The sequence below is a fragment of the Desulfoplanes formicivorans genome (assembly GCF_001748225.1).
Lineage (GTDB): Bacteria > Desulfobacterota > Desulfovibrionia > Desulfovibrionales > Desulfomicrobiaceae > Desulfoplanes > Desulfoplanes formicivorans.
Genome location: NZ_BDFE01000003.1, coordinates 1 through 23,529, shown reverse-complemented (window position 1 = coordinate 23,529; position 23,529 = coordinate 1). Strand labels below are relative to the sequence as shown.

At 47.2% G+C, this 23,529-nt stretch carries 23 protein-coding genes; 10 read left to right on the top strand and 13 right to left on the bottom strand.

What is annotated here, in order from left to right; all coding sequences use genetic code 11:
• Positions 1 to 49: 49 nt before the first annotated feature.
• The 6 genes from metF to rimI form a co-directional block, all read right to left on the bottom strand.
• A complete protein-coding gene (metF, locus tag DPF_RS00195; RefSeq protein WP_069856743.1) occupies positions 50 to 946 on the bottom strand; it encodes a methylenetetrahydrofolate reductase [NAD(P)H] in 897 nt (298 codons plus the stop codon).
• Between the two features lie 141 nt (positions 947 to 1,087).
• Complete coding sequence (locus DPF_RS00190; RefSeq protein ID WP_069856741.1) at positions 1,088 to 2,290, bottom strand: type II secretion system F family protein; 1,203 nt, start codon at positions 2,288 to 2,290, stop codon at positions 1,088 to 1,090.
• 112 nt (positions 2,291 to 2,402) lie between these two features.
• Complete coding sequence (pilB, locus tag DPF_RS00185) at positions 2,403 to 4,109, bottom strand: type IV-A pilus assembly ATPase PilB (RefSeq protein WP_069856739.1); 1,707 nt, start codon at positions 4,107 to 4,109, stop codon at positions 2,403 to 2,405.
• A 123-nt stretch (positions 4,110 to 4,232) separates the two neighbouring features.
• A complete protein-coding gene (locus DPF_RS00180) occupies positions 4,233 to 4,631 on the bottom strand; it encodes a (deoxy)nucleoside triphosphate pyrophosphohydrolase (RefSeq protein WP_069856737.1) in 399 nt (132 codons plus the stop codon).
• A gap of 72 nt (positions 4,632 to 4,703) precedes the next feature.
• Entirely contained in the window at positions 4,704 to 6,683 is a 1,980-nt protein-coding gene (gene abc-f / locus DPF_RS00175; RefSeq protein ID WP_069856735.1) for a ribosomal protection-like ABC-F family protein, read from the bottom strand.
• A gap of 74 nt (positions 6,684 to 6,757) precedes the next feature.
• Entirely contained in the window at positions 6,758 to 7,180 is a 423-nt protein-coding gene (rimI, locus tag DPF_RS00170; protein ID WP_176724124.1) for a ribosomal protein S18-alanine N-acetyltransferase, read from the bottom strand.
• 284 nt (positions 7,181 to 7,464) lie between these two features.
• On the opposite strand from rimI, the gene DPF_RS00165 reads away from it, so the two are divergent.
• Positions 7,465 to 7,941 (top strand): NUDIX hydrolase, encoded by a 477-nt coding sequence (locus DPF_RS00165; RefSeq protein ID WP_141721027.1) that lies wholly within the window; start codon positions 7,465 to 7,467, stop codon positions 7,939 to 7,941.
• 58 nt (positions 7,942 to 7,999) lie between these two features.
• Here DPF_RS00165 and DPF_RS00160 read toward each other — a convergent pair whose 3' ends face one another.
• Both DPF_RS00160 and DPF_RS00155 read right to left on the bottom strand, forming a co-directional pair.
• A complete protein-coding gene (locus tag DPF_RS00160; protein WP_069856728.1) occupies positions 8,000 to 9,025 on the bottom strand; it encodes a rod shape-determining protein in 1,026 nt (341 codons plus the stop codon).
• Between the two features lie 159 nt (positions 9,026 to 9,184).
• On the bottom strand, positions 9,185 to 10,165 hold the full coding sequence (locus DPF_RS00155) for a GAF domain-containing protein (protein WP_069856727.1): 981 nt from the start codon (positions 10,163 to 10,165) through the stop codon (positions 9,185 to 9,187).
• A 263-nt stretch (positions 10,166 to 10,428) separates the two neighbouring features.
• On the opposite strand from DPF_RS00155, the gene DPF_RS00150 reads away from it, so the two are divergent.
• The 4 genes from DPF_RS00150 to DPF_RS00135 all read left to right on the top strand — a co-directional run bounded on the left by DPF_RS00150 (position 10,429) and on the right by DPF_RS00135 (position 15,335).
• Positions 10,429 to 12,162 carry a hypothetical protein gene (locus DPF_RS00150; RefSeq protein WP_231702097.1) on the top strand — a complete coding sequence of 578 codons (1,734 nt, stop codon included), beginning with the start codon at positions 10,429 to 10,431 and terminating at the stop codon, positions 12,160 to 12,162.
• A 149-nt stretch (positions 12,163 to 12,311) separates the two neighbouring features.
• Positions 12,312 to 13,406 carry a glycine cleavage system aminomethyltransferase GcvT gene (gene gcvT, locus DPF_RS00145; RefSeq protein WP_069856725.1) on the top strand — a complete coding sequence of 365 codons (1,095 nt, stop codon included), beginning with the start codon at positions 12,312 to 12,314 and terminating at the stop codon, positions 13,404 to 13,406.
• Between the two features lie 141 nt (positions 13,407 to 13,547).
• Positions 13,548 to 14,294 carry a 16S rRNA (uracil(1498)-N(3))-methyltransferase gene (locus DPF_RS00140; RefSeq protein WP_069856722.1) on the top strand — a complete coding sequence of 249 codons (747 nt, stop codon included), beginning with the start codon at positions 13,548 to 13,550 and terminating at the stop codon, positions 14,292 to 14,294.
• A 27-nt stretch (positions 14,295 to 14,321) separates the two neighbouring features.
• Entirely contained in the window at positions 14,322 to 15,335 is a 1,014-nt protein-coding gene (locus DPF_RS00135) for a hypothetical protein (protein ID WP_141721026.1), read from the top strand.
• Between the two features lie 181 nt (positions 15,336 to 15,516).
• On the opposite strand, the gene DPF_RS00130 is transcribed toward DPF_RS00135, so the two are convergent.
• The 3 genes from DPF_RS00130 to DPF_RS13940 all read right to left on the bottom strand — a co-directional run bounded on the left by DPF_RS00130 (position 15,517) and on the right by DPF_RS13940 (position 18,664).
• Positions 15,517 to 16,611 carry a hypothetical protein gene (locus DPF_RS00130; protein ID WP_141721025.1) on the bottom strand — a complete coding sequence of 365 codons (1,095 nt, stop codon included), beginning with the start codon at positions 16,609 to 16,611 and terminating at the stop codon, positions 15,517 to 15,519.
• Between the two features lie 5 nt (positions 16,612 to 16,616).
• Positions 16,617 to 18,008, bottom strand: coding sequence for an MBOAT family O-acyltransferase (locus tag DPF_RS00125; protein ID WP_218069944.1), 1,392 nt, complete (start codon positions 18,006 to 18,008; stop codon positions 16,617 to 16,619).
• Between the two features lie 515 nt (positions 18,009 to 18,523).
• Positions 18,524 to 18,664 (bottom strand): hypothetical protein, encoded by a 141-nt coding sequence (locus DPF_RS13940; protein ID WP_176724123.1) that lies wholly within the window; start codon positions 18,662 to 18,664, stop codon positions 18,524 to 18,526.
• Between the two features lie 406 nt (positions 18,665 to 19,070).
• Here DPF_RS13940 and DPF_RS00120 point away from each other — a divergent pair, with 406 nt between their 5' ends.
• Both DPF_RS00120 and DPF_RS13840 read left to right on the top strand, forming a co-directional pair.
• Positions 19,071 to 19,730 (top strand): peroxiredoxin, encoded by a 660-nt coding sequence (locus DPF_RS00120; protein WP_069856716.1) that lies wholly within the window; start codon positions 19,071 to 19,073, stop codon positions 19,728 to 19,730.
• Entirely contained in the window at positions 19,678 to 19,974 is a 297-nt protein-coding gene (locus DPF_RS13840; RefSeq protein ID WP_141721024.1) for a hypothetical protein, read from the top strand. The genes DPF_RS00120 and DPF_RS13840 overlap by 53 nt, the downstream gene beginning before the upstream one ends.
• A gap of 73 nt (positions 19,975 to 20,047) precedes the next feature.
• On the opposite strand, the gene DPF_RS00115 is transcribed toward DPF_RS13840, so the two are convergent.
• A complete protein-coding gene (locus DPF_RS00115; protein WP_069856714.1) occupies positions 20,048 to 20,428 on the bottom strand; it encodes a SpoIIAA family protein in 381 nt (126 codons plus the stop codon).
• Between the two features lie 97 nt (positions 20,429 to 20,525).
• Positions 20,526 to 20,768, bottom strand: coding sequence for a DUF6868 family protein (locus tag DPF_RS14410; protein ID WP_069856712.1), 243 nt, complete (start codon positions 20,766 to 20,768; stop codon positions 20,526 to 20,528).
• Positions 20,769 to 21,705: 937 nt separating this feature from the next.
• On the opposite strand from DPF_RS14410, the gene DPF_RS00105 reads away from it, so the two are divergent.
• From DPF_RS00105 to DPF_RS00095, 3 genes are read left to right on the top strand one after another with little or no spacing between them, the layout of a single operon-like run.
• Entirely contained in the window at positions 21,706 to 22,428 is a 723-nt protein-coding gene (locus DPF_RS00105) for a small ribosomal subunit Rsm22 family protein (protein WP_141721023.1), read from the top strand.
• 50 nt (positions 22,429 to 22,478) lie between these two features.
• Entirely contained in the window at positions 22,479 to 22,844 is a 366-nt protein-coding gene (locus DPF_RS00100) for a hypothetical protein (RefSeq protein ID WP_141721022.1), read from the top strand.
• 49 nt (positions 22,845 to 22,893) lie between these two features.
• Positions 22,894 to 23,457: a DUF1848 family protein gene (locus DPF_RS00095; protein ID WP_218069943.1), complete on the top strand. Its 564-nt coding sequence runs from the start codon at positions 22,894 to 22,896 to the stop codon at positions 23,455 to 23,457.
• Positions 23,458 to 23,529: the final 72 nt, after the last annotated feature.

Sequence of the window (23,529 nt, the reverse complement as noted above, 5' to 3'; positions counted from 1 at the left end):
CCTTCTCCACGTATACGCTTATGATTTGCCCATGCAGGCAAGGAATGCATCATCCCTTTTTGCCCGCATCCAAGAGGTCCTGGTTGCCGCGTACGATTTCCAGACAGGTTTCCGCTTTGTTCAGGGTATACAAATGCACGCCAGGGGCATCATGTTCGATCAGATCCCTGACCTGCTGTTGAGCATAACCCAGTCCCAGCCCACGTACAGCAGCATCTCCATAGCGTTCCTGAACAAGTTCAAGGTCATCAAGATATGCCTTGGGCATGGTGGCGCCACAAAATCCTATCATCCGTTTGACACCGGCAAGGCTTGCAACCGGCAACACGCCCGGGATGATGGGCTGGGTAATCCCTATGGAACGGGCCCTGGACACGAAATCGAAATACAAGGCATTGTCGAAAAAAAGCTGGGTGACAACGAAATCCGCTCCAGCATCCAGCTTCTCCTTGAGAAAATCCAGATCTCTGGCCGAATTGGAGGCTTCAGGATGGGTTTCCGGATAACCGGCAACACCAATGCAAAAATGCGGATATTCCTCACGGATAAACCTGACCAGGTCCACAGCATGGGAAAAACGACCATCCGAAGCATTAAAATGCTGTTCTCCCCTGGGGGGATCGCCTCGCAGAGCCAAAATGTTTTCAACCCCGCCATCGGTCAATCCGTCCAGAAAGGCCCGCAATCGCGATTCCGAAGCGCCCACGCAGGTAAAATGGGCCAGAGGTTCGAGATCATACTCCTGTTTGAGACGCGTGGCTATCTCCAACGTGTTGGTCTGCCTGGTCCCGCCTGCCCCGTATGTAACGGAAACAAACAGGGGTTGGGTCGTCTTGAGATTCCTGACCACGTCGAAAAAACCGGGCCAGGCAACCCGTTCTCGGGGTGGAAAAAACTCCAGAGAGACAAACGGCTTGTTATGCTCCAACAATTCACTGATCTTCAAAAAAAAACTCCTTATGCGTACACAATGCGCTCAGTATTGATACGGTTTGCACCTGTCCGCCATGGAAACGTACATACATCCAACAACATGCCATGGATTGCCCGGCAGTGGCGTTGTATCGCCCTTGTTCCGGCAATTATTTCAGATGGTTTCCCCGATCTTGAATATGGGCAGGTACATGCTCACCACCAATCCCCCGACAACAATACCAAGAAAAACGATCATCAGGGGCTCGATCAAGGAGGTCAACGCTTCTACGGCAACATCGACTTCGTCATCATAAAAATCGGCAATCTTTTCGAGCATGGTATCAAGGGCTCCCGTGGATTCACCAATGGAAATCATGTGAATGACCATGGGAGGAAATACTCCAGTGGCATCAAGGGGATCTGCCATGTTCTGTCCTTCGGCTATGCTCTTGGCAGCCTCCAGGACACCCCGTTCCACCGTCTTGTTTCCCGATGTTCTGGCCACAATATCCAGGGCGGAAAGAATGGGAACCCCGCTCGAAATCATGGTTCCCATGGTTCTGCTGAACCGAGCCACAGCCACCTTGCGCAACAGAGGACCAAAAACAGGCAAAAAAAGGACCCATCGATCCACGAGGATCTTGCCCCGTTCCCATTTGTAAAACAGCTTGAAGGCCACGAAAAAGGCAATGACACAGGCCACAATCATGAAAAAATGTTCCTGAACAAATCGACTCAAGGTGATAACAATTTGAGTGGGAACGGGAAGCGCTCCTCCAAAATCACGGAACATGGTTTCAAAGGTGGGAATGACAAAAATAAGGATGATCGCCACAACGGCCACGGCAACCGTGACCACGACACCCGGATAGATCATGGCCCCCTTGACCTTGGCCTTGAGTTTGGCCGCTTTTTCGATGTACTCGGACAGCCGCGTCAGAACGATGTCCAAAATTCCCCCAACCTCCCCTGCATTGACCATGTTCACATACAGGGTATCAAAAATGTCGGGAAATTTGCGCATGGCATCATACAGGGAACTTCCTCCTTCTATGGAGTTCCGGATGGCATACAAGGCTCTTCGCAGCTTACCGTTCTCCGTCTGCTCGCACATGACCTGAAGGGATTGCAGGATGGGCACCCCGGAATTGATCATGGTGGCGAACTGACGGCTGAACACAACCATATCCCGCGACTTGACCCCTTCTTCGAGAAATGTCCCTTCCAGAAGATCCTTGGGACGAGGCTTGACCCTGATGTCGGTGAAACCCTTGCGCTGGAGCGCTGTTTGAGCCACATCCAGAGAAGAGACGTCCAAGTCGCCCTTGACTCTTCTCCCGCTCCGATTTCTGGCTTTGTAAATAAAGATGGGCATGTTTCACTCCTTGTGCACCTTGAGCGACCATAATGAAAACAGCATGCTTCACCCAAAACATCCAAGCTACCGTCCAGATCTCCATATGGTATGGAAAAAATCTGCCCGAGCATCAGACCGTCACCCGCATGACCTCCTGAACTGATGTAATACCATGCTTCAACTTGTTCAGGGCGCTTTCTCGAAGGGTTATCATTCCTTGCTGCATGGCAAGCTCCCTGATCTCCAGCACGGTTTTCCCCTCCAGAACAAATTCCTGCATTTCAGGCGTCATTTCAAGAACTTCATAGACCCCGATCCGCCCCTTGTATCCCGACTCGTTACACTCCGAACAGCCAACAGGCTCGTAAATGGTGGCTCCGGCCATATCCCTGGAGGTCATTCCCAGACGGGAAAGCATTTCGCTGTCAGGATCGATCTGTCTGCGGCAAAAGGGACAGATTTTGCGCACCAGGCGCTGGGCAACTATGACATTGACCGAAGACGCCACAAGAAAACCGTCCACTCCCATGTTGAGCAGACGGGTCAACGTACTGGGCGCATCGTTGGTATGCAACGTGGAAAGGACCAAATGGCCCGTCAAGGCGGCCTTGATGGCAATCTCTGCTGTTTCAAAATCACGGATTTCGCCCACCAGGATAATGTCCGGATCTTGGCGCAGAAAAGACCGAAGCGCTGCAGCAAAGGTCAACCCCACATCTTCATTGACCAGAACCTGATTGACCCCGGGCAAACTGAATTCAACCGGGTCTTCGGCCGTGGAAATGTTCACTCCGTCGTCGTTGAGTTCCGAGATGACGGAATACAAGGTGGTTGTTTTGCCCGACCCGGTTGGTCCGGTTACCAGAACCATGCCGTAGGGCTTGTGCACAGTCTTGTTCAAGGTGAGCAGAGATTGTTCCTCAAACCCCAATTGGGAGAGATCCACTTTAAGAGCGGATTTATCCAGAAGGCGCATAACCACTTTCTCGCCAAAAAGCGTGGGTAAAATGGAGACACGGAATTCCATTTCCTTGCCACCGGGTGTTCTGACCTTGATACGCCCGTCCTGGGGAATGCGCCGTTCAGCAATGTTCAGGTGAGCCATTATCTTGAGCCTTGAAATAATGGCGTTTTTCAATCGAACAGGAGGGCGCATGGTCTCATGCAATATTCCGTCAATACGCAAGCGGACCCTGAAATTTTTCTCATACGGCTCAATATGAATATCCGAGGCCTTCTTCTTAATGGCGTCCATGATGATCAGATTGACCATCTTGACGACAGGTGCCTGGGTCGCAGCTTCCAGGGTGGAGGTATCGTCGCTTTCCTCGGATTCCCCGGAATCGAATTCCATGCCTTCGCCTTCCATGTCGGACAAGGCGTCTTGAATATCGCCAAAATCCTCGGGTTCATCGTCATCCTTGATCTGGGCGATGCACCGGGCAATGGACGCTGGCGAGGCAACATGAACCACGGGATCAAGACCGGTCATGAACCGTATATCATCGACAGCAAGGATGTCATCGGGCTCTGAAATGGCCAGAAACAGTTTTTTGCCTTTGATGAAAAAGGGAACCGCATTATACTTTTCCAGCAAATCCCGGGCAACCAGCCCCAAAACCGTCTCCGGAATGAGCATGCGAGACGGATCAACCGCTGGAATGCCCAAACGCTGGGACAAAAATTCCACATAGCGAGCATCCGTAACCACACCGCTCTTGTAGGCCGCATGCAGAAAATCAAGCCGGCGTTTTTTACGCATGGCATCAACGGTCTGAACCTGTTCGGGAGTCAGATGGGCCCAATCAATGAGAGCCTGTTTTATATTTGATTGCATGAGTCTTCACCTGGTTGGTGAGCGTTGCACTCGACAGAACGGCAAAGCAAAGATCGTCGGCCATGGCAAAGATTGACAATGGGCACGGTCAATCCGCAACAAATCAGACAGGTGCAGCTGGATTCAACGGTGCATGAGTCGGGCAAGGCGACCAACAATTTCCACATCAGCCGGAAGAAATGTCTTGCCGGCTGCTTCTTCCGGAGTCAGCCAGGCAAGGGTCTGACCCTCAAGGGGATCGGGATCTCCCTTGAACTGCGTTACAATGAAAAAATACAACCAGACATGAAGCCCCTGAGGGTAGGATTTCCTGCATTCCTGCCAGAGTTTGGCCTTGAGGGGTTTGATGCGCAATTCTTCATCAAACTCACGAACCAGGGCCTGCTCAAGGGTCTCGCCCGGCTCGACCTTGCCTCCGGGAAATTCCCAGAGACCGCCAAAGGAGCTGCCAGCCGGTCGTCTGGCAGCCAGAAATCGATTCCCACGAATGACAATACCGGCAACTACGGGCGTATAATGCATGAAGTCTCCAATGGGGGCGTGTACCACGATTCGACAAAGATTCTTTCCCGGACAGGTTATCCGGAAAACGGATTACGCCAGCTCATCCTGCAATTCCGTGACAGTGTGCTGTTCTTCGATTTCCTGCATCTCCTTTTCGAGATACGCCAGTTCTGTCATCAAACGCTCACCTTCATCCCGCGTTTTGGCAAACTGCATATTCACTTCACGCACTTTCTTGCCATCGGCATACATTGCCGGATCCGCAAGGATCACTTCAAAACGTTCCTGCTCTTCAAAATTTTTTTCAAGTTCCTTCTCAAGGCGAGCGTATTTCTTTTTCAAGGGTTTGAGCAGGGCATAGACCCGGTTACGCCTTTCCGCCTGCAATCGTTTGAGCCGTTTGGACTCATTGCGATTGGCCTTGGAAATGGTTGCTTCTGATTTTTTCTGATTGCGAACCACATTGTTGCGCATGGCTTCCTGATAGGCATGAAAACCATCCTGATACACGGTGAGACCGCAATCCTTAAGCTCCCAGACCTCCTGGGCAATGTTTTCCAAGAGATATCTGTCATGAGCCACAAGCAAGATTGTCCCCGGAAAATCGTTGAGCGCCTGCACAAGGGCTTCCCGGCTTTCAAGATCCAGATGGTTGGTCGGTTCGTCCAAAACAAAAAAATTGGCCTTGCTCAAGAAAAGGGAAGCCAGAACCAGTCGATTTTTTTCCCCGCCTGACAAGTCGACCACGGATTTTTCCCAAAAGGATTCTCCAAGCATGAACCGTCCGAGCACGGATTTGAGTTCTTCGTCGGTTGTGCTGGGATCGGACAACCGCCGTATTTCAGCAAGCACATTGTTGGCGGTACACAACATGTCGGCCTGGTGCTGACAGAAATATCCGACCTTGCACAGCCCTCCAAGGGTCACGCTTCCCCGATCCGGTGCAAGCTCGCCCATGATGATTTTGATAAGGGTTGACTTGCCCTGGCCATTGGGGCCGACCAACGCGATCTTTTGCCCCCTGTAGAGGTTGAACGTTATATCCTGGAGCACCAATGCATGATCCGGATAGGAAAAATCCACATGGCTGACACTCAAAACCGTTCTATTGCCACGACTGGGGGTCGGCCAGCTGAAAGCCAGCCGTTGTTGACGCAACTCTTCGGGCTGAATGGCCGCCAGTTCTTTTTTCAGGCGATCAACCTGCTTGAGCCGGCTTTGGGCCTGAACAGCCTTGGTTGCCTTGTAGCGGAATCGGGCAATGAACGCTTCCTTTTTGGCGATTTCCGATTCCAATGCTTCAGCCTTGTGCCGGGCGGAAAGAACGGATTCCTGATGCCAGGCCAGAAAGGACTCCAGATTGCCCGGTCGAAGAATCGGTTTCCCGCCTCCGAGAAAAAGAATCTTGTTGGCAATATGATCCAGAAAAAAACGATCATGGGCCACAAAGATCAATATGCCGGCATAACCACGCAGATACTCCTCAAGCCAGGTGACAGCTTCCAGATCAAGATGGTTTGTTGGTTCATCCAGAAGCAGAATATCCGCGCCCGCCAAAAGCACCCGGGCCAGCTTGGCACGTTCCCGCCACCCCCCGCTCAAACGTTTCAAGGGATGTGTGAATTGTTCACGCGAAAAGCCCAGTCCCTGCAAAATGGCTTCGGCCTTGTGTTCGGGGTTGTACCCGCATATGGCCTCCAGTTCGTGTTGTTCTGCGCCCAATTGCTGAATGGCACTTTCATCTCCGGCCTTGACGGCTGCCTGCCATTTTTCCCAAAAGGCACTCCATGAGGGCAACACGCCAAGCACAAATCCTTCAAGGGACATATCAAGTTCAGATGGGGTCAATTCCTGCGCCACATACCCCAACCTGGCCCCGGAAGGAATAGCAACCTGTCCATGATCAGGCGAAACAACGCCTGCAATAATCTTAATGAGAGTCGATTTGCCACACCCATTGAGACCAACCAGGGCAAGGCGGTCCCCGCTTCGGATCTCCACATTGAGATTTTCAAAAAGCGGGGTTCCGGAATATGACTTGGCAATCGAGTCGAGAATGATACGCAACATGTTAAGTCAGTTTGTGTGGGACACCCGGAACAAGGCCGGGGCCTGAAGGGTGTATGAAACAAGTTTGGCGCCTGTCATGCATTCGGACATGACCGTGCCATGACAAGGGCATCCTCTCCGCTGGGAGGATAGTATCCCTTGCGTTCGCCAACGATCTTGAACCCGTGATGGGTATAGAGATGGCGTGCTGCCATGTTCGATCGGCGAACTTCAAGCACTATCCGCGTACAACCATGCTCACGGCCGTGGGCCAGCAGTGCACCAAGAAGGGACGTCCCAAGACCTTTTCGCCGATGATCTTCATGAACGGCAAGATTGACGATTTCGATTTCATCGACCAAAGTGAAAAAGGTAATATAAGCAATCATCCTTTCATGCCTGAAGATACCCTTGGCATGAAAATGCCCCTGCCGAAAACACAACTCAAATTCCCTTTCCGTCCAAGGGCGTGGGAAACACACTTTTTCCAGTTTTACAAGCTCTGGGACATGATTCACATGCAATGTTTCCGGCTTCGAGTACAAGAATACCTTCCTATGCTAGCCCAAGAAACCCGTGGCGATGAATGAATTTTGAGCCCAGAAGATCATCATAGGACAAATTAAGGCCGTCCCTCGGGCCGGCCAGCACTGATCTCAAGATCACGACTCACAATAATGCACCAACCTCAACAGTACTTGAAACATAAAACCTCAAACCGTCCGCACCCCCCAGGCATATAGGCACATCAAACATTATGATACTTCCAAACGTCTCCGCCCTTCCCAGCCTCGTTGAAATCGTGGACCATTACAACGTCCCCCTTGGGGCAATGCCCCTTGAAGAGGCACGGCGACAAGGACTTTTTTATCGCATGACGCTTGTGTTGTTGTATGACAAAAACAACAAAATCTACCTGAAAAAAATCAAAAGAGACGACGCGCCTTCCTGCCAGTGGGATCTGGGCCTTGAAACATGTTTACACCCGGGAGAAAGCACACTGGATGGCGCCTATAGGATAATTAAGGAATGCATTGGCAGGGAAACGGGAAAATTACGATTCGCAGGAACGATACTGCCTTCTGTGGCAACAGGCCGTTTTTTTGTGGCACTCTACAAGATGAAGCATTGCTACCAGATTTCTCCCCCTCCCCCAATAGGTACCTACCTGGTGGTGGATCGAGATGAACTCTCTGGCATTGTCAAATCTTGTCCCGATCTTGTCACCCCACGCCTCGCGTATCTTTGGGGACACGGCAAGCTCTTTGATGCGTGGTAAACAATCGCACGAGACCTGTTGGCATCCAACAAGGACACTGGTTCAGGCCCTCTGCGGATCAGTTGATGTACACCTTGCTGAAAGTTTTGGGATTAGCCATTGCCACGCCTGTACCACGGCATACAGTTGTCAAAGGATCTTCATCGACAATTACTCTGATATGCGTATGTTTCATGATCAAGGCATCAAGGCCTCTCAACAAAGCACCACCACCGGCCAAAAGCAGACCATTATTGGCTATATCAGCCACAAGTTCAGGCGGAGTCTTTTCCAAAGCCCTCTTGACAGCCAACAAAATGGCGTTCACCGGGTCCTTGATGGCTTCTCGGATATGCGTGTCAGTAAGCACAACGGATTTGGGCGTTCCATCAATGATGTTTTTGCCTGATATCCGGAATTCCAAGGGTTGTGACAAAGGATAGGCCGATCCCAATGTTATTTTTGCTGCTTCGGCCATGTTCTCACCGATCAGCAGTTGATGTTCGTCCTGCAGATAGCGTTGCACCGCCTCATTCATTTCATCTCCCGCAATCCGAACGGATTCAGCATAGGCCACGGCCGAAAGAGAAATAACGGCAACCTCTGTCGTCCCTCCGCCAATATCCACCACCATGTTACCCAAAGGCTCCTCAATGGGCAAACCAGCCCCAATGGCGGCGGCCATGGGCTCCTCCACCAGTTTGACATCCCGGGCGCCTGCTTGTTGAGCAGACTCGATCACCGCACGTTTTTCCACTTGGGTAATCCCAGTGGGAACACAGATAACCATTTGGGGTTTGACCAGGTTCATCCCGGTTATAACCTTACGCACAAAGTAAGATATCATTGCTCGGGTCACTTCAAAATCAGCAATAACCCCGTCCTTGAGCGGCCGCACAGCCCTGATTTTTTCAGGTGTTCTGCCAAGATAGTCCTTGGCTTCCTTGCCAACGGCAAGCACGGCATCTGTCCTGCTGTCCAAGGCAACAACTGATGGTTCATTGAGAACGATACCATCTCTGGGGGTATAGATGAGGGTGTTAGCTGTCCCCAGATCCATCGCAAGATTTTTGCCCATAAATCCAAAAAAACGGCTCAAGAACATCGTTTCAGCTCACTTGGTTGTCGAGTGGTGTATTCCAGAAATTGCAACGCTAACCATACCATGAGTACATAATGCCGCAGCCACCTCCCTCACCAATACATAAAAAAATGCACGTCAACGAACATGGAAACGGCCTTCAATATGGTAACCACCATGATTTCAAGGCTGATTAGTGAGATTTTTTTTATGCTGCTGAAGGCGGTTTTTAAGATAAAGATTTTCCAAAAACAAGGATAAATAATCAGCGGTGGTAACGGCAAAACGTTTCAGCGTAGGATCAATGACCCGAGGCTTCTCATCCGCCATAACCAAGACACTGCGTGTTCGTTTATGAACCACCAAGGGCAGGCACACGACAGACTTCATCATGGGACTCAATCCCTTTCCAAACAGGGCGACACCTTCTGAAGTGGCCCTTGCATCCTCCGTGAATACAGGTTGATGGTGCTTAAATGTCCATCCAACCACCCCGCTGCCGATCTTGAATTTTTCTCCCATCCTTTGAGGTTCCACAAACCCCTGTTCATTCCATCCTTCCAAAAAATAAGATTTTCCCCACTCATCCCTTACGGCCAGGAAACAAAATGGAAAGGAAGTGCTTTGCGAGAGCAACACCAGAAAATTTTTTAAAAAGGATGACCACTTAGGGAATTTTTCCCTGAGCTGTGGAAGAATTTGCATGAAATGGAAAAGGCAGGACTCCTTTTCAGAAAAGCCCTTTTCCCCGACATCTGCGCACAGCATAGCAATAAGGGAAGAAAATTGCCCCAAAATCTTTTGATCCTTTTCTGCAAAAGAATGGATCGTCTTGCTGTCCACACACAAAGCCCCACCAATGTGAGGAATGGGGCATCCCATAAAAGCTCTGATACGTTTTTCTTCCCCTTGTTGGTAATAGCCGAGAAAACTTTTGGTCTGGTCAAAATTGGAAACCAAAAGGGGTTTCTTATTCCTGATTATCCATCCCACAAGGCCCTGCCCCGGCGTTATTCGGGTATTGGCGGCAATGTAATCGCCAAGGCTAAACCATTCCTTGAGCACAAAATCCTCTTCCTGAGGCAAAAACATGGCAACCGAATAGGCATCAAAGATATTACCGACAATCTGTGTCAAATTTTCAAGACTGTTGTTACACCTCATTGTTTGTGTCTCCCGAAAAATACGACCGCCAACCGTCTTCTATCCAGCCAAAACGCTAACAAACAACGCATGGCCACCTTTCATGACCAACAATTCCCCCAAACGATCAAGCGACCCACCATTGTTTGAAGGATACAAGCCTGGAGGCTCTATCGATCAAAGATCGATCGATAGAGGGTTTTTGACGAATGTGTCAATTTTATTTTCTGTTGAAAACTATCATGTTTATTGCTAGTTGGCTACTTGAAGATGGAGACAATCACATGTCAGGCACATTGCGATCATCATGGAAGTCATTCTTTTCCGATATTGAAACTTCGTTTTTGCAAAAAACGGAAAACAATCGGATCGATTCGCTTGAAAAGTTGAAAGTCTTTCTCGATCTGGTTCAGACCAAATACTGCCTCATCAAACCATTTTTCCAGCACCGCAAGTACCCGCTGGTGGAACCCAGAGAGCTCTTGCCCTCGTTTGAATCAGATATGTATGAACATCCCGAATTGCCGGGATTTTCCATGATCGCCTTTGATCGTCCCCTCTCCTATTTCAACGAAATCTTTCAATTCGACATCCTTCACTCTCCGGCAGATGAACCTGAATTCATCCGAGGAGAGACATGTCCCCTCGAATTATCCATCCACGCCAGGAATGTCCAAGTTTTTTTGGATCGTCTTCCCAAAAAATTGCAGGAAAACTTCAAAAAATTCACCGGCCGCAAAGACCTGACATGTCTTGATCATTATGGGGATCTGCTTCCCTTTTTAACGAAAATGGACAGGGCGCACGTCATGGCCCTTGACGCAGAATTTGACTATTATCTTGCCGGCGTATACGCATCGTTCCCCTCTGATATTGATGCTGAACTCAAACGGTTTGGATTGCGCATTGGTAAATTTGCACCCAATGACAACGAAACCTATGAGCGCAACCGGGATTTCGTGTATCAATTCCTGATGGAACTCTACGGATTTCCTGTTGTGTCCGAACGTCGTACATCAGCGGCCCTTTTTGCCCGACGTCTCTACAAATCCGGCGAACGTTTTCTCATCAGGGTCCTTGGTCAGTCCGACCGCACCATCACAACGTACTATCCCCATCCCGACAACAGAGGATATCCACGGGTGGAAAAACTCGCCCTTGTGGACATCTCCGGTCAGCACAGAGATGTCATCGAATTCCTGCGGGATCACGGATTTTTCATCCATCCCCAAAAAAAGGCCATCATCCTGCGCGTTACCTACATCCAACACAAGTATGAACGCAACAATGTCCGGGAAGACAGGGCACTTTCCGTTCTCAAACAGGAAATCATCCACCCGCGTACCGGCGCCTGCTGCACATCCCGAAACATTGTCAAAGATACCTACTCCATGACCCTGCAGCTCAACGACATTGTGCGCGGCGAGTTCAAGGGAAAGATCAAGTACAAGAAGCACGAAATCGTTGAAAACACCGATACCCACTCCAACCGCCTTAAATTTCTACATGCATGGCTCAACAAACACCAACGGCGCATTATCGGATATTCCGATGACTTTTACGCCAATGTAAACAAGGTACTTGACCATTATCTCACAGGACCAGGAAGTAGCGAATATTTTGCCGAACTACGCGAATTATACCAGGAAGTTCGATCCATTTACAGCTATATCCAACAAGCGAGAAAAATTCAGTATCTTGAAAATCTCTGTCACAGGAACGTGCAGGGCAGACGAATTTCCTACAAAGAGATGCTCGAAGAAATGATCAATACAATGGCGGACTTGAAATTCGAAATCGTCCAATATTTCGACCACCTTGTAGTCAAGGCCATTGCCATTGGCGAAACAACGATCAATGATCGCTATCTTCACGCCAAATATCTCAAACCCAAGGAAGAGACCTTGAGCTCATACGGCATGACCATTCGCAAACTTTACGGTCGGTTGGTCTCGCAAATTGATGAACTCAAGGCTATACGCAAAACCCGCATGGACACACACGAAAAATCCATATAGCTTTTACCCAAAATCAGTTTACTGCGTGCCAATGAACGCATCTTATGTTTACCAAACCAGACAATACAGGATGAATTGACAAAGTACTTGCTAATTCATCCGCTGCTCATGTTTCACTTACATCACGACAATCAAAGGAGATTTCCTCGATGGAACAGACACCTTCGAATCTTTTGCAAACGCCTCTCATTGACTGGCACCGCCAACACGGGGGCAAACTCATTCCCTTTGCAGGATGGGAAATGCCTGTTCACTATGCCGGCATTCTCAACGAGCACAAGCACACGCGCTCAAAAGCATCCCTGTTCGATATCTGCCACATGGGCGAATTTTTCGTTTCCGGCCATCAGGTTGCCCGGGCTTTGGAACAGATCGTCACCCACAATCTGCGTACCCTGATCCCGGGCCAATGCCGCTACGGCTTCATTCTCAATCAGCTCGGCGGCATTCTCGATGACCTGATCATCTACCATCTGGCAGAAGACTCGTTCATGATAGTTGTCAACGGTGCCTGTATCGAAAGTGATTTCGAATGGTTCACGTCGCATCTTCCTGCCGATGTGCATATCGAAAACCGTTCCCAAACTACCGGGAAAATCGATTTACAGGGTCCCTTGGCCATGGATGTTCTTGCATCGGTTATACCTGGCTCCTGGGAGGAACTCCGATATTTTCATTTTATTGAAACAACCCTGGATGGTACTCCCATCCTGGTCAGCCGAACAGGATATACCGGAGAACTCGGCTATGAATTGTACATGGACGCCGACAAGGTGCTTGAGGTGTGGGAACGATTCATCAAGCACCCTGATGTCGAGCCTGCAGGCCTTGGTGCCCGCGATACCCTGCGCCTGGAAGTCGGTCTTCCCCTGTATGGTCAGGATCTTGATACGGAACATACACCTGTTGAAGCCGGATACGGATTCTTCCTCAAATCCCAGGCCGACTACATAGGCAAGGCGTACGAGAACAATGTTTCGGAAAAGCTGGTGCCCCTGTCCATTCCCGGGCGTCGGGCAGCCCGCCATGGGGATGAAGTTTTCTTGCCCGACGGCACTCTTGTGGGTCGGATAACCAGTGGTTCCTTTGCGCCTTCCCTTGGCCACAGCATTGCCCTTGCCTACATCAAGGCCGATGAGGTGGATGACAACGACACCTTTGAAATACGCGGCAGATCGCTTCTCAAGGCCAACAAGGCAAGTGTACCGTTTTACACCAAGGGAACAGCTCGCATGAAGTTCTAACCTGTTCTCCATAAAATCAAACCGGTATGATCTTCCACCAGGGCAAAGTGCTGGTCATATTTCCACGCTTTGCCCCGTTCTTCCCCTCGTCCATGAAGAACAATGGGGCCTGGTTGCACAACACGAGGATGTTCAAGCAAGATGTCTCGCACCAACCGTTTTTATCTTCCTCCGGACAAATGGGTTGCACCTTACACGCTTGAAGGCAGCGAAGCACACCATTTGTCTACGGTATTGAGAGCCAAGCCCCATGATCGTATTGCGCTCATGGACGGGCAGGGCCGACAAGGCATCTTCAAGGTCGTCTCCTCTGCCAAAAAAACAGTTACCCTTGAGCCACTGAGTATCAGCGAGAGCCCCGTTCCAGCATGCCGATTGTGGCTCGCACCGGGATGGAACAAGGCCACACGGCGGGGCTGGTTCCTGGAAAAGGCGGCTGAACTGGGTGCGTGGGGAATAGCCTTTTGGCAATCTGAATTTTCCCAGGGAAAAACACCGGATCAGCCCAAACAATCATGGGAAAACCAGTGCATAGCGGCGGCAAAACAATGTGCCAATCCCTGGCTTCCCCGACTGATGACGTCTCCTTCGGGTCTTCAGGAACTCCTTGAGGCGACCAGGCATTACGCCAAACGGATATTTTTGTGGGAAGATCCCTCCTGTTCGCACATGCTTGACCCAGCCGAGCTGTGCTGTCAGGGAGACGTGCTTGTTGTATTGGGGCCAGAAGGAGGGTTTTCCCAAAAGGAAACCGACCTGCTGCAACAGGCGGGTTGCTCAGCGGTTTCCCTTGGCAATCGCGTTTTACGCTGGGAAACCGCAGGACTTCTTTGTCTTGGCCTGGTTTTTTGGCAGGAACAACACATGCGCGCCCACAATCAGATATGATTGGAGGCGTGCGGGAGCGATATCATCATGTATTGCAGACAATGCGGCTTTCATTCGTTCGACCATTTGCATGCTTGCCCCAAATGCGGGCACAACTGGGACACGACCCGCAAATCTCTTGGCCTGCAATGGATCAAGGAACCCTTGGGATCATGGCTGGAGAACAGTCCTGCGCCTTCTGCTCCTGATACGCAACAATCAGCCCAACAGGCCACACAAAACAATGCATCCCTAATAGATGAGGATGCATTCATGCTTGAAGAAGATTGGGACTTGCCCGCTTCTCCCTCTACAACGTCTTTTCCGGACGAGGAAACCTTTACCTTTGACCAGGAAACAGCAGAGCAGGATACTAACCAGATTCCTGCTTCTGGCAAACAAAAAATTCCTTTTACCCCCGAATCTCCTTTCCTCTCACCTTCAGACAGGATTGAAGGGGCAACCGAAAAACACAAAAATGAACACAATGCCCAAGGTGCAGTACCTATACAGATGGCCTCTTCTATTGATGATGGCTTTAATGATATCTTTGATGAGAACATCATCGAGGATACTGAGCCTAAGGATCCAGACACTGGGCCTAGCCAGCAACAGGGTGTAGAGGTTTTACTTGAGCCCGAACGATCCACAACATCTTCCTGCACCACACGCCCTCCCCAAAGGCCGACTTCCTCACCAAAGCAATCCCACCATCACCTTGTGGTCGACGAAATGAACGACCTGATCGTTCCGGGGCTTGAAGAAAAGCTCCAGGCATCACAAAGCGCAACCGTTTCCACGGGTGCCCCCTATGAACTGGACAAAAACACCTCAAGGGACCACCGCCCTGCTCCACAACCTTCCAGTCAGGTCAAACCCAAACCCGACGACACACTTCCTCCACATAGCAATACGGCTTCCCGTCCAGATTCTCCCGACAAAATCACTCCCAAAACATCTGCGCCCCAAAACACCCAAGGAAAAGTTCCGCCCATCCTTGAGTTGGATCTTAATGAGCTTGACATTGTCTTGGACGATCACGACCGCACGCTCTCCAGTTAACTCAAGGATATTTTCTCTCCCCAAGCACCTGCTGCATCTACGGACGTGTGACCCTGCAACAAACCGATGGTGAGCACGTAGATAAATGTTGATGTACAGCCGTTCACAGTAGTGGGTGATCAGAGAATACAGAGCGGTCAGCTTAGCGACATCGAGCTTACAAACGTCAATGCATGATCTATCAGCGTCTGCAAGATGCCCATGGCAAATCATGAATGTCGACTTTTTTGCGCCAAGAAAGATCAAGTGGCTGCAAATTTGTGGATAAAAACATCAGGTGAGATTCGAGATTGTTATTTGTAACAAGTATTCCGAAGGATGGAGCATCACTCCTACTGGCATTGCTTATTCTATCTGCAATCAACACTCCTATCTCAGGATAAAAATGATGCACATCCTTGAAGTTATCCATATTCCCCGTTATTTCATTTAAGTACATAAAGTTATATATCTTTCCAAATATCTGTACACAATCACGAATCCATCTTTTATAATCTTCCAGCCTCCCCTGCTGGACAATAATATCAAGCAATATTTTTGAAACAGGTGTTATAAATACCAAAAATTGAGCATCATAATTGTCCTTCTTGATCTGTTCGAATAATTCATGCTGCGGAATATATTGATAAGTTTTTCCATAAACAGTGTCTTTATACAAACATATCTGCTCAGTGATATTTTTTTTCTTTTCAACTATACTTGGTTTATACATATTTCTTATATTTGTTACTCGTGAATATCCATCATGATTTCCTTTTTTATATTTTTTATATATATTTTTTATTGAATATATAAAAGTATCTTTAGACAACAAAGATTTATATCTATAAAATAAAGAATTAGATTTTTCTATATAGTATTCAGGTTTGTTAAACCTGACAAACTCCCTATGCCTCGTGCCAAAAAAATCAAGCCCTAATATAATCCGTTTAAATGATTTTTTATTTATTTTTTTTGCATATTCTATATATTTACCATACTCATCAGGACGCATACTATTTGCTGCGTAGTTAAATACATGCATATTTTTAAAATTATATTGATTTATATATGTTGTCCTACTACTTCCTAATAACAAAGTATCATATTCAAATGGACAAAACGTAATCTTATTTGTTTTTTGCTGCCTTTCATCAAAAGCTATTTGATTCTCATCAAAAGCAAACTTTTTATCAAAACACCACAAAGGATCAACTATATAATTAACTCCAGCCACGCATGCAATAATGACTAAAGTTAAAAGTATAATTTTTAAAACTGTTTTTTTATATTTCATTGTCATCAAAAGTTAAAATATAAGAACTCAGATACATTATGCATCGACAAAACAGAATATGTCATAAAAAATGAAACAAGATACGGATTAATTCTATTTTTTAAATATGTCATTGAATTAACACTAAAGATGGATATTGCAAAGACAATAAGTATCGCCACAATTTGAGGAGTACCGGCAAAAGACCATGTATCAGGATATTGAAAAATAATACCATTTTCTTCCAAAAATGTTCTGATTATTTTCAAGGGGACATAGTGATGTGGAAGGTATACTCCATGCAAGCCAAGCATTCCCCTGCAGATTTCACAAGCTCTTCCAAAAGAATCGGCTCTGAAAAATACCCAGGCGAACACCAGACTGGGAAAGGTCAGTGCCCACCCGAGCAATTTGGGCATGGGCGGAATTCTCAGCCTTTGTGAAATATCAATCCACAAATGATTGATGCATGCCATTGCGCCATGCAGGACCCCCCAGAAAATAAAAGTCCATGCGGCTCCATGCCATAAACCACACAAAAACATGGTTGCCAGTATGTTCATGTACTGACGCAACTTCCCCTTTTTATTGCCTCCAAGAGGTATGTACAGATAATCCCGGAAAAACAGGGACAATGAAATGTGCCACCGCCTCCAAAAATCAATAATTGACGTAGCCTTGTACGGTGAATTGAAATTGATGGGTAAATTGATATTAAAGAGTTTGGCCAGCCCGAGGGCCATATCTGTATATCCGGAAAAATCAAAATAAATTTGGAAAGTATAGGAAAGAGCCCCGCCCCAAGCTTCAATCAATGTTGGTTGAACAGGGGAATCAAAAACATTAGCAACCCAGGGAGAAAAGGTATCCGCGATAACTACTTTTTTGAACAATCCCATGGATAACAAGGCGATTCCCATCAACAAATTCCTGTAGCTCAAACCAAAGGTCCGCAATCTTGTAAATTGAGGCATGATTTCATCATAACGGACAATAGGTCCGGCAATGAGCTGAGGAAAAAAAGTCACAAAAAGGGCATAATGAATAAATTTATGCTCCTTTGCTTTTCCTTTGTAACAATCAACAAGATAGCCAATTTGCTGAAAAGTAAAAAACGAAATACCCAAGGGGAGAAAAATATTCACCGTTGACCAATCATGATTTAATAGATTGGCCATATTTTTCATAAAAAAATTGCTGTATTTAAAATAACCAATAAGGATTAAATTGACCGCAATTCCTGCAGCAAGAAAAAATATTGTTGATATATTTGCATGTTGAACAAGTCGTCCCCATGAATAATTGAATACAATGGAAAACAAAATCAACAGAACAAATGGAGGATTCCAGTAGGAATAAAAAAAAAGAGAAGCCATCACAAGAACAATAATGGCTACATCCAATAATTTTTTTTGCATGCTATGCGAAAAATTATCCACGTAATGGGTAAAAAAACAAGCAAAAAAACATATGAATTAAAGAGCATACTCTTTCTCCATATCAATCTTCAACAAATCAAGATGTTATGCATCTAAACTCAGACACATCTTCAGCATCAAAAAATATAATTTATAATCCTTATAGTTACTTGAAATTGCATTCAAATAAAAAAACATCCTACAAAAATGCCTTGCAGGATGTTTTTTATGAGTGTAAAATTCATTGGTCACACTATTTGAAGTTATCCATATGACTTGAATAGTTGTTACTTTTTTTGTAACCTGGTGAGTCGGATAACCTGACATTGCTTGACCATACCCTGCGTTCTTGTAACGTTCCCAAACAGATCATCCAAATATCCAATAAATTTAATGTAATGCATTTTATCAAAATTCGTATCAACCAAAGCTCAAAACTCTTGCATGATTCATTTATCTTTTTGTCATTATATAAAAAAATAAGTTCATGTTGCGTCGTGTACTTTACCAATATTCTAAATCCCAGCTTTTCCGGACACAATGAGCCTGATCAGTAAATCAAGCAACACCCATTCCAGCATGAAAATTAACCAAAAAACAAGGATACCAAGCAGACAGGTGCCAATGCCATGATCGGTTGTTTGAAGGCGGGACATGAAAAATCTGCTAATAATTGACATCACCTTGAAGAGCTTTTTCGTGACACAAGGATAAATATCGTGGCTGCGATATGATCTTCAATATTTCCTCATGAAGAGCTAATACAAAAGGGGCGCTGGATGCAGGTAATACAGCCAGGGCCCCTTTTCCTTTATCCGTTAACAAAAAACTTGTGGACATGAAGATTGATTTTCCGGTAAGCATTTGGTGTGTCTATCCAGACATGCCATGTCCACCCGTTTACCCGGAAATGCCCATTCTCCGGGTGATCTTTCATGTTCAGCTGGATCGCCCTGTGAGTTCAACAATCTTTCAACACGTCGTAAACATGAAACTTCCGGATGAAACCGACATCTGGAATGTTTACACCAAATATGTCGGTACAGACAAGGAGAAGAGGTCATGGAAGAAACAAAACTGAACATGCCGTTACTTGGGGATGCCCTTCCTGAATTGAAGGTTCAAACAACACACGGGCCCATGAACATCCCCGGCGACCTCAAGGGAACCTGGTTTGTCCTGTTCAGCCATCCCGCAGATTTCACCCCTGTTTGTACAACCGAGTTTGTGGCCTTTCAAAAACGATATGCAGAATTTGAAAAACTTGGTTGTAAATTGATCGGCATGTCCGTTGACCAGGTATTTTCCCACATCAAATGGGTACAATGGATTAAAGAAGAACTTGATGTCGAAATCACCTTTCCCATTGTTGCTGCCAATGATTCAGTTGCTCTCAAACTCGGCATGCTGCATCCCGGCAAGGGAACCAATACGGTGCGGGCAGTATTCATTGTTGATCCCGAGGGAAAGGTACGCCTGATCATGTATTATCCCCAGGAAGTAGGTAGAAATATTGATGAAATTGTCCGTTCGGTCAAAGCTCTTCAAATATCCGATAAGCAGGGAGCTGTTGCAGCAGGCTGGCCTGAAAATGAGCTCATCGACGACAGAATCATCATTCCTCCGGCAAGCAATCAAAAAGATGCAGAACAACGTCTTGAGAAGACGGATGAATTTGAATGTTTTGACTGGTGGTTCTGCCACAAGCCTTTGGAAAAATAAATCCAACACCAATTGCAAACGAAAAAACGACCTGCGCACACGCGCGGGTCGTTTTTCGTTTGTACCCATGACCATCACAGGCGATGACTTTGAGCAAACAGATGGTTGTCACCATTTGGATGCAAAACAGTCAGTCATATTGCAAGATATTTTCTCTGGTTTCCGTAAGCTGCTGCAGTATCACTATTTTTTTACATTACAACTGATTTCCATCAATTCCACGGATCAAAATCAGTCTCTGTGAATCCATTGAAATGCATTGATAGAGTAAATATTTGCAAAACAATGTTCTTTTTCTTTTGAGATAAACGGCTCTATCATTCATTGAGCCAGGACAAGGCATCATTTTCATTATCAAAAAATTGCATTTCCCCTGCTATAAACCAGCTACCAACTTGAGCAGCCAGCTTGGGCCATTTTTTGTTCCCCAATATGGATATTTTTTCAAAAGCATTGCCATGCTTTAACCCCATCTTGAAATCATCCCACGCAGCCCTTGCTTCCAGGCCTTCTAATTTCGTCACATCCACAAGAGCTTTAACCTTGGGCGTTTTAACTTTTGACAATGCTGAATCTATTATGGGTGTCATTACTTCATAATCTTCATGAGTCAGCTTTCCTTGGACAGTTAAAGTAAGAAAAAATTCATCCCCTGTCCTTTCCATGCCGATGGACAAACCATGTCTTATAACTTTCATGTTAGTATCCTCTTGATATATATCCCTTGATTCACGCTGTGTTCATTGCACTTGAGCTGTCAACACAATCATGCACCATGATGTTGAATCCCCATCTTTATCCGATAATCAACAGAGCCACATACGGAACAACATTGAATATAAGAAAGATAATTTTGAATAACCCCAGGAAACAGTAAAACACCACATGAAAGGTTTCTCTTGGAATCGGAAAGAATCTGCTTTGTATACCATACACCAAATCCGGAACAAGCATGTGCATTAAGCTCCAGAAAACCAACAGCAACCCATTTATGATTGTGCACCACATGAAAAATGTTGTTAGTGTCTGGATCTCCATGATGGTTCTCCTTATACATGGAACAGAATCAGATTATGGTGCTCCCTACTGGGATTCCCTGTGAATATCAAAGCATCTTGAAACCTTACACCATCCTAGCGACATTTTTTCGCAATGAATTCTGGGCATACCATACCATGGGTATATGACACAAGGTGGGAGGGCAACGTTTTGTGGACAGAAGATGCGATGTATCCCTTGAACAGCAATTTTCAGCGCATATGCCACTTTCAAGGCGATGCACGCCGAAGTCAGGATAAACGTTGCTGGTCCGCTCATGGATTTCATGAGGTGGTGCTGACGGTGTTCTCGGAAGAAGAACAATAAGGCTTTCTATGGGCTGGATGCTCGGCAGCTTCCTCCACACAAAAGGTCCTTGTTTCATGTTGTTTCATCTCCCATCCATGATTGGCATTTCAGGGCGCCATGAGCCAATCCATTGATTTGTTTATCTTACCCAGAAAGAGATGGATGGTGAATCAAATCGTATATGATTACAACAAGTTACTTCTAAAAAATCCGAAATTTTCACTCGCAAAAATTTCCCGGACCCCCAAAACGGGGGAGGTGGATGGTAAAACGGTTTTCAACCCTTGCAAGACGTGGGTTTTGGGAGCAGGAGTCTGAAACATTGCCCCGACTTGAGGGGATTGATCCCAAAAAAATAGCAGGCATTCTGATTTGAATGCCTGCTATTTTTATTGCCCAAGAAATGGCGGGGCAGAAACTCCCCCGCTCTTTGTACTATAAAGGCCCATATCAACAATGATACGGGCCTTTATGTTCCCATGGTGAACACCATTCATCTGTCCCTGCCGGGAAAAGATGCCTGAAAATCATTTTCTGTCTGCAAGGGTTTGAAACAAACCAATTCCTTCCCGTTGGTCTTTATGAACCAAAGCAATAAGGCTCACGTTCATGGCCACGAGGAGGCTGTATGCATACAGGAAAACAACGTTCCACATCTTACAACAGGCACATATCGCCTTTTTCCCCACCACCTCCACATCATGACGCCCCGGGTTCCGCTTCAGTGCAACCCGGGACCCCGGTGGCCTTGCCCGTGTTTCTTGATCAATTGATATTTTCCCGGTCCGGTCCCATCAGGGCGTGCTACTGCCCCATGCCCAAGGAAGTGGCATACAATCTTGATGCAGACCTGGAGCATAACCGCAAGTACATTGGCACCTATTTTCCGAGATCTTTTGGCGAATCCAGGGGTATTTTTTCCCGACTCATCAGACCGGACATGGTGACCGACTCCATGCATGCCAAACCGGTTCTGCGCATTCTGGATATTGGTTCGGGAACGGGCGGGAATCTCTGCGGCCTGCTTCTGACCCTTGACAGCACAGGGTACACAGGACGGGTCGAGGTGATCAGCGTGGACGGCAATGCAATCGCCCTTGATTTGCAGGGTCACATTATCCAGGCCGTGAAAAACCAGGGGCTGTCCTTTTCTCTGGCCTACAAGCAGATCCACACGGTTTTTGACAGCAATCAGGCATTGTTTTGCAAACAATTGCGAGCAGTTATGGGTGAGGGCGATTTTGATGTCATCATGGCCTGGAAAACCATTTGCGAGTATTATAAACACGTGAAAGGGGTGACAAAAGCAGGTTCTATACCGGTTTTCTCAATACCATTGCCCATCGTTTGACCCCAAAGGGCATTTGCGTACTGCTGGATGTGTGCACGCCCGGTTTCACCATGAAATCCTGGATACCCATCCGGATGGCTTGGGAAATCCGACAGCACATCCAACAAGGCAGCTCCAGTCTGGGAATCGTTTCTCCCATCTCCTGTGCATTGTGGGGCGCAACATGCACGGCCACCAATTGTTTCAAGGAAAGGGAGATACCAATTGCATATTCCCGAGGACAACATACCGTTTCCAAGGTCTGCTATTATGTGTTCGCACCCAGGCCCCATGCGCAGACCTTTATCACCCGGGACATGCTCCACAAAGCCTATGCGGTCAGTCCGGTCCGGGAGGGCAAAGTCTGCTGTCAGGGCAACCTGATTGAATCCGTGGGCGAAACATATTCCTCATATCCCAATGCGTTCATCTATTAAGGGAGTTTCTCCAATGGCTCAAAAATTCACAGGATGGGAAAAAATTCCTTTGATCACAGCAAAGGGTGATACGGTGAATGCTGTTGCCCCCATCATCCTTTCAGCCAGCAGATCCACGGATCTTCCGGCTTTTTACGCGCCCTGGTTCGCGCACCGTCTGGAACAGGGATACTCGGTCTGGGTGAATCCCTTTAATCGCAGACCCCAATATGTCTCCTTTGCCAGGGCCCGGGTCATTGTCTTCTGGAGCAAAAATCCACGACCTCTCATGCAGTATCTTGACCTGGTGGACAAGCATATCCCCCAATACTATTTCCAGTTCACGGTCAACGATTATGACCGGGAGGGTCTGGAACCCCATGTTCCCCCATTGGAAAAACGTGTGGAAACCTTCAAGCGACTGGCTGAAAGACTCGGCCCTCACAAGGTTGTCTGGAGGTTTGATCCCCTCATCCTCACACCCGAGACACCTCTTGATGTGCTCCTGCACAAGGTGCGCAAGGTGGGAGACATGCTCCACAACCACACCCGACGATTGGTATTCAGTTTTGCCGATATTGCGGAGTACAAAAAGGTCCAGAACAACCTGAACAGATTTGCCTGCAAAAAGTAAAAATGTCGCTCACAGTAAACGGAAAGACTTAAGCGGATAATTTCATGATGTGAGCACAAAATTATTCCCGGC

Coding starts and splice junctions, on each gene's coding strand:
- DPF_RS00190 (WP_069856741.1), bottom strand. CDS start 2,290: ATGCCCATCTTTATTTACAAAGCCAGAAATCGGAGCGGGAGAAGAGTC.
- pilB (WP_069856739.1), bottom strand. CDS start 4,109: ATGCAATCAAATATAAAACAGGCTCTCATTGATTGGGCCCATCTGACT.
- DPF_RS00180 (WP_069856737.1), bottom strand. CDS start 4,631: ATGCATTATACGCCCGTAGTTGCCGGTATTGTCATTCGTGGGAATCGA.
- abc-f (WP_069856735.1), bottom strand. CDS start 6,683: ATGTTGCGTATCATTCTCGACTCGATTGCCAAGTCATATTCCGGAACC.
- DPF_RS00160 (WP_069856728.1), bottom strand. CDS start 9,025: ATGTTCTTGAGCCGTTTTTTTGGATTTATGGGCAAAAATCTTGCGATG.
- DPF_RS00155 (WP_069856727.1), bottom strand. CDS start 10,165: ATGAGGTGTAACAACAGTCTTGAAAATTTGACACAGATTGTCGGTAAT.
- DPF_RS00150 (WP_231702097.1), top strand. CDS start 10,429: ATGTCAGGCACATTGCGATCATCATGGAAGTCATTCTTTTCCGATATT.
- gcvT (WP_069856725.1), top strand. CDS start 12,312: ATGGAACAGACACCTTCGAATCTTTTGCAAACGCCTCTCATTGACTGG.
- DPF_RS00140 (WP_069856722.1), top strand. CDS start 13,548: ATGTCTCGCACCAACCGTTTTTATCTTCCTCCGGACAAATGGGTTGCA.
- DPF_RS00135 (WP_141721026.1), top strand. CDS start 14,322: ATGTATTGCAGACAATGCGGCTTTCATTCGTTCGACCATTTGCATGCT.
- DPF_RS00130 (WP_141721025.1), bottom strand. CDS start 16,611: ATGAAATATAAAAAAACAGTTTTAAAAATTATACTTTTAACTTTAGTC.
- DPF_RS00125 (WP_218069944.1), bottom strand. CDS start 18,008: ATGCAAAAAAAATTATTGGATGTAGCCATTATTGTTCTTGTGATGGCT.
- DPF_RS13940 (WP_176724123.1), bottom strand. CDS start 18,664: ATGTCCCGCCTTCAAACAACCGATCATGGCATTGGCACCTGTCTGCTT.
- DPF_RS00120 (WP_069856716.1), top strand. CDS start 19,071: ATGGAAGAAACAAAACTGAACATGCCGTTACTTGGGGATGCCCTTCCT.
- DPF_RS13840 (WP_141721024.1), top strand. CDS start 19,678: ATGAATTTGAATGTTTTGACTGGTGGTTCTGCCACAAGCCTTTGGAAA.
- DPF_RS00115 (WP_069856714.1), bottom strand. CDS start 20,428: ATGAAAGTTATAAGACATGGTTTGTCCATCGGCATGGAAAGGACAGGG.
- DPF_RS14410 (WP_069856712.1), bottom strand. CDS start 20,768: ATGGAGATCCAGACACTAACAACATTTTTCATGTGGTGCACAATCATA.
- DPF_RS00105 (WP_141721023.1), top strand. CDS start 21,706: ATGCATACAGGAAAACAACGTTCCACATCTTACAACAGGCACATATCG.
- DPF_RS00100 (WP_141721022.1), top strand. CDS start 22,479: ATGAAATCCTGGATACCCATCCGGATGGCTTGGGAAATCCGACAGCAC.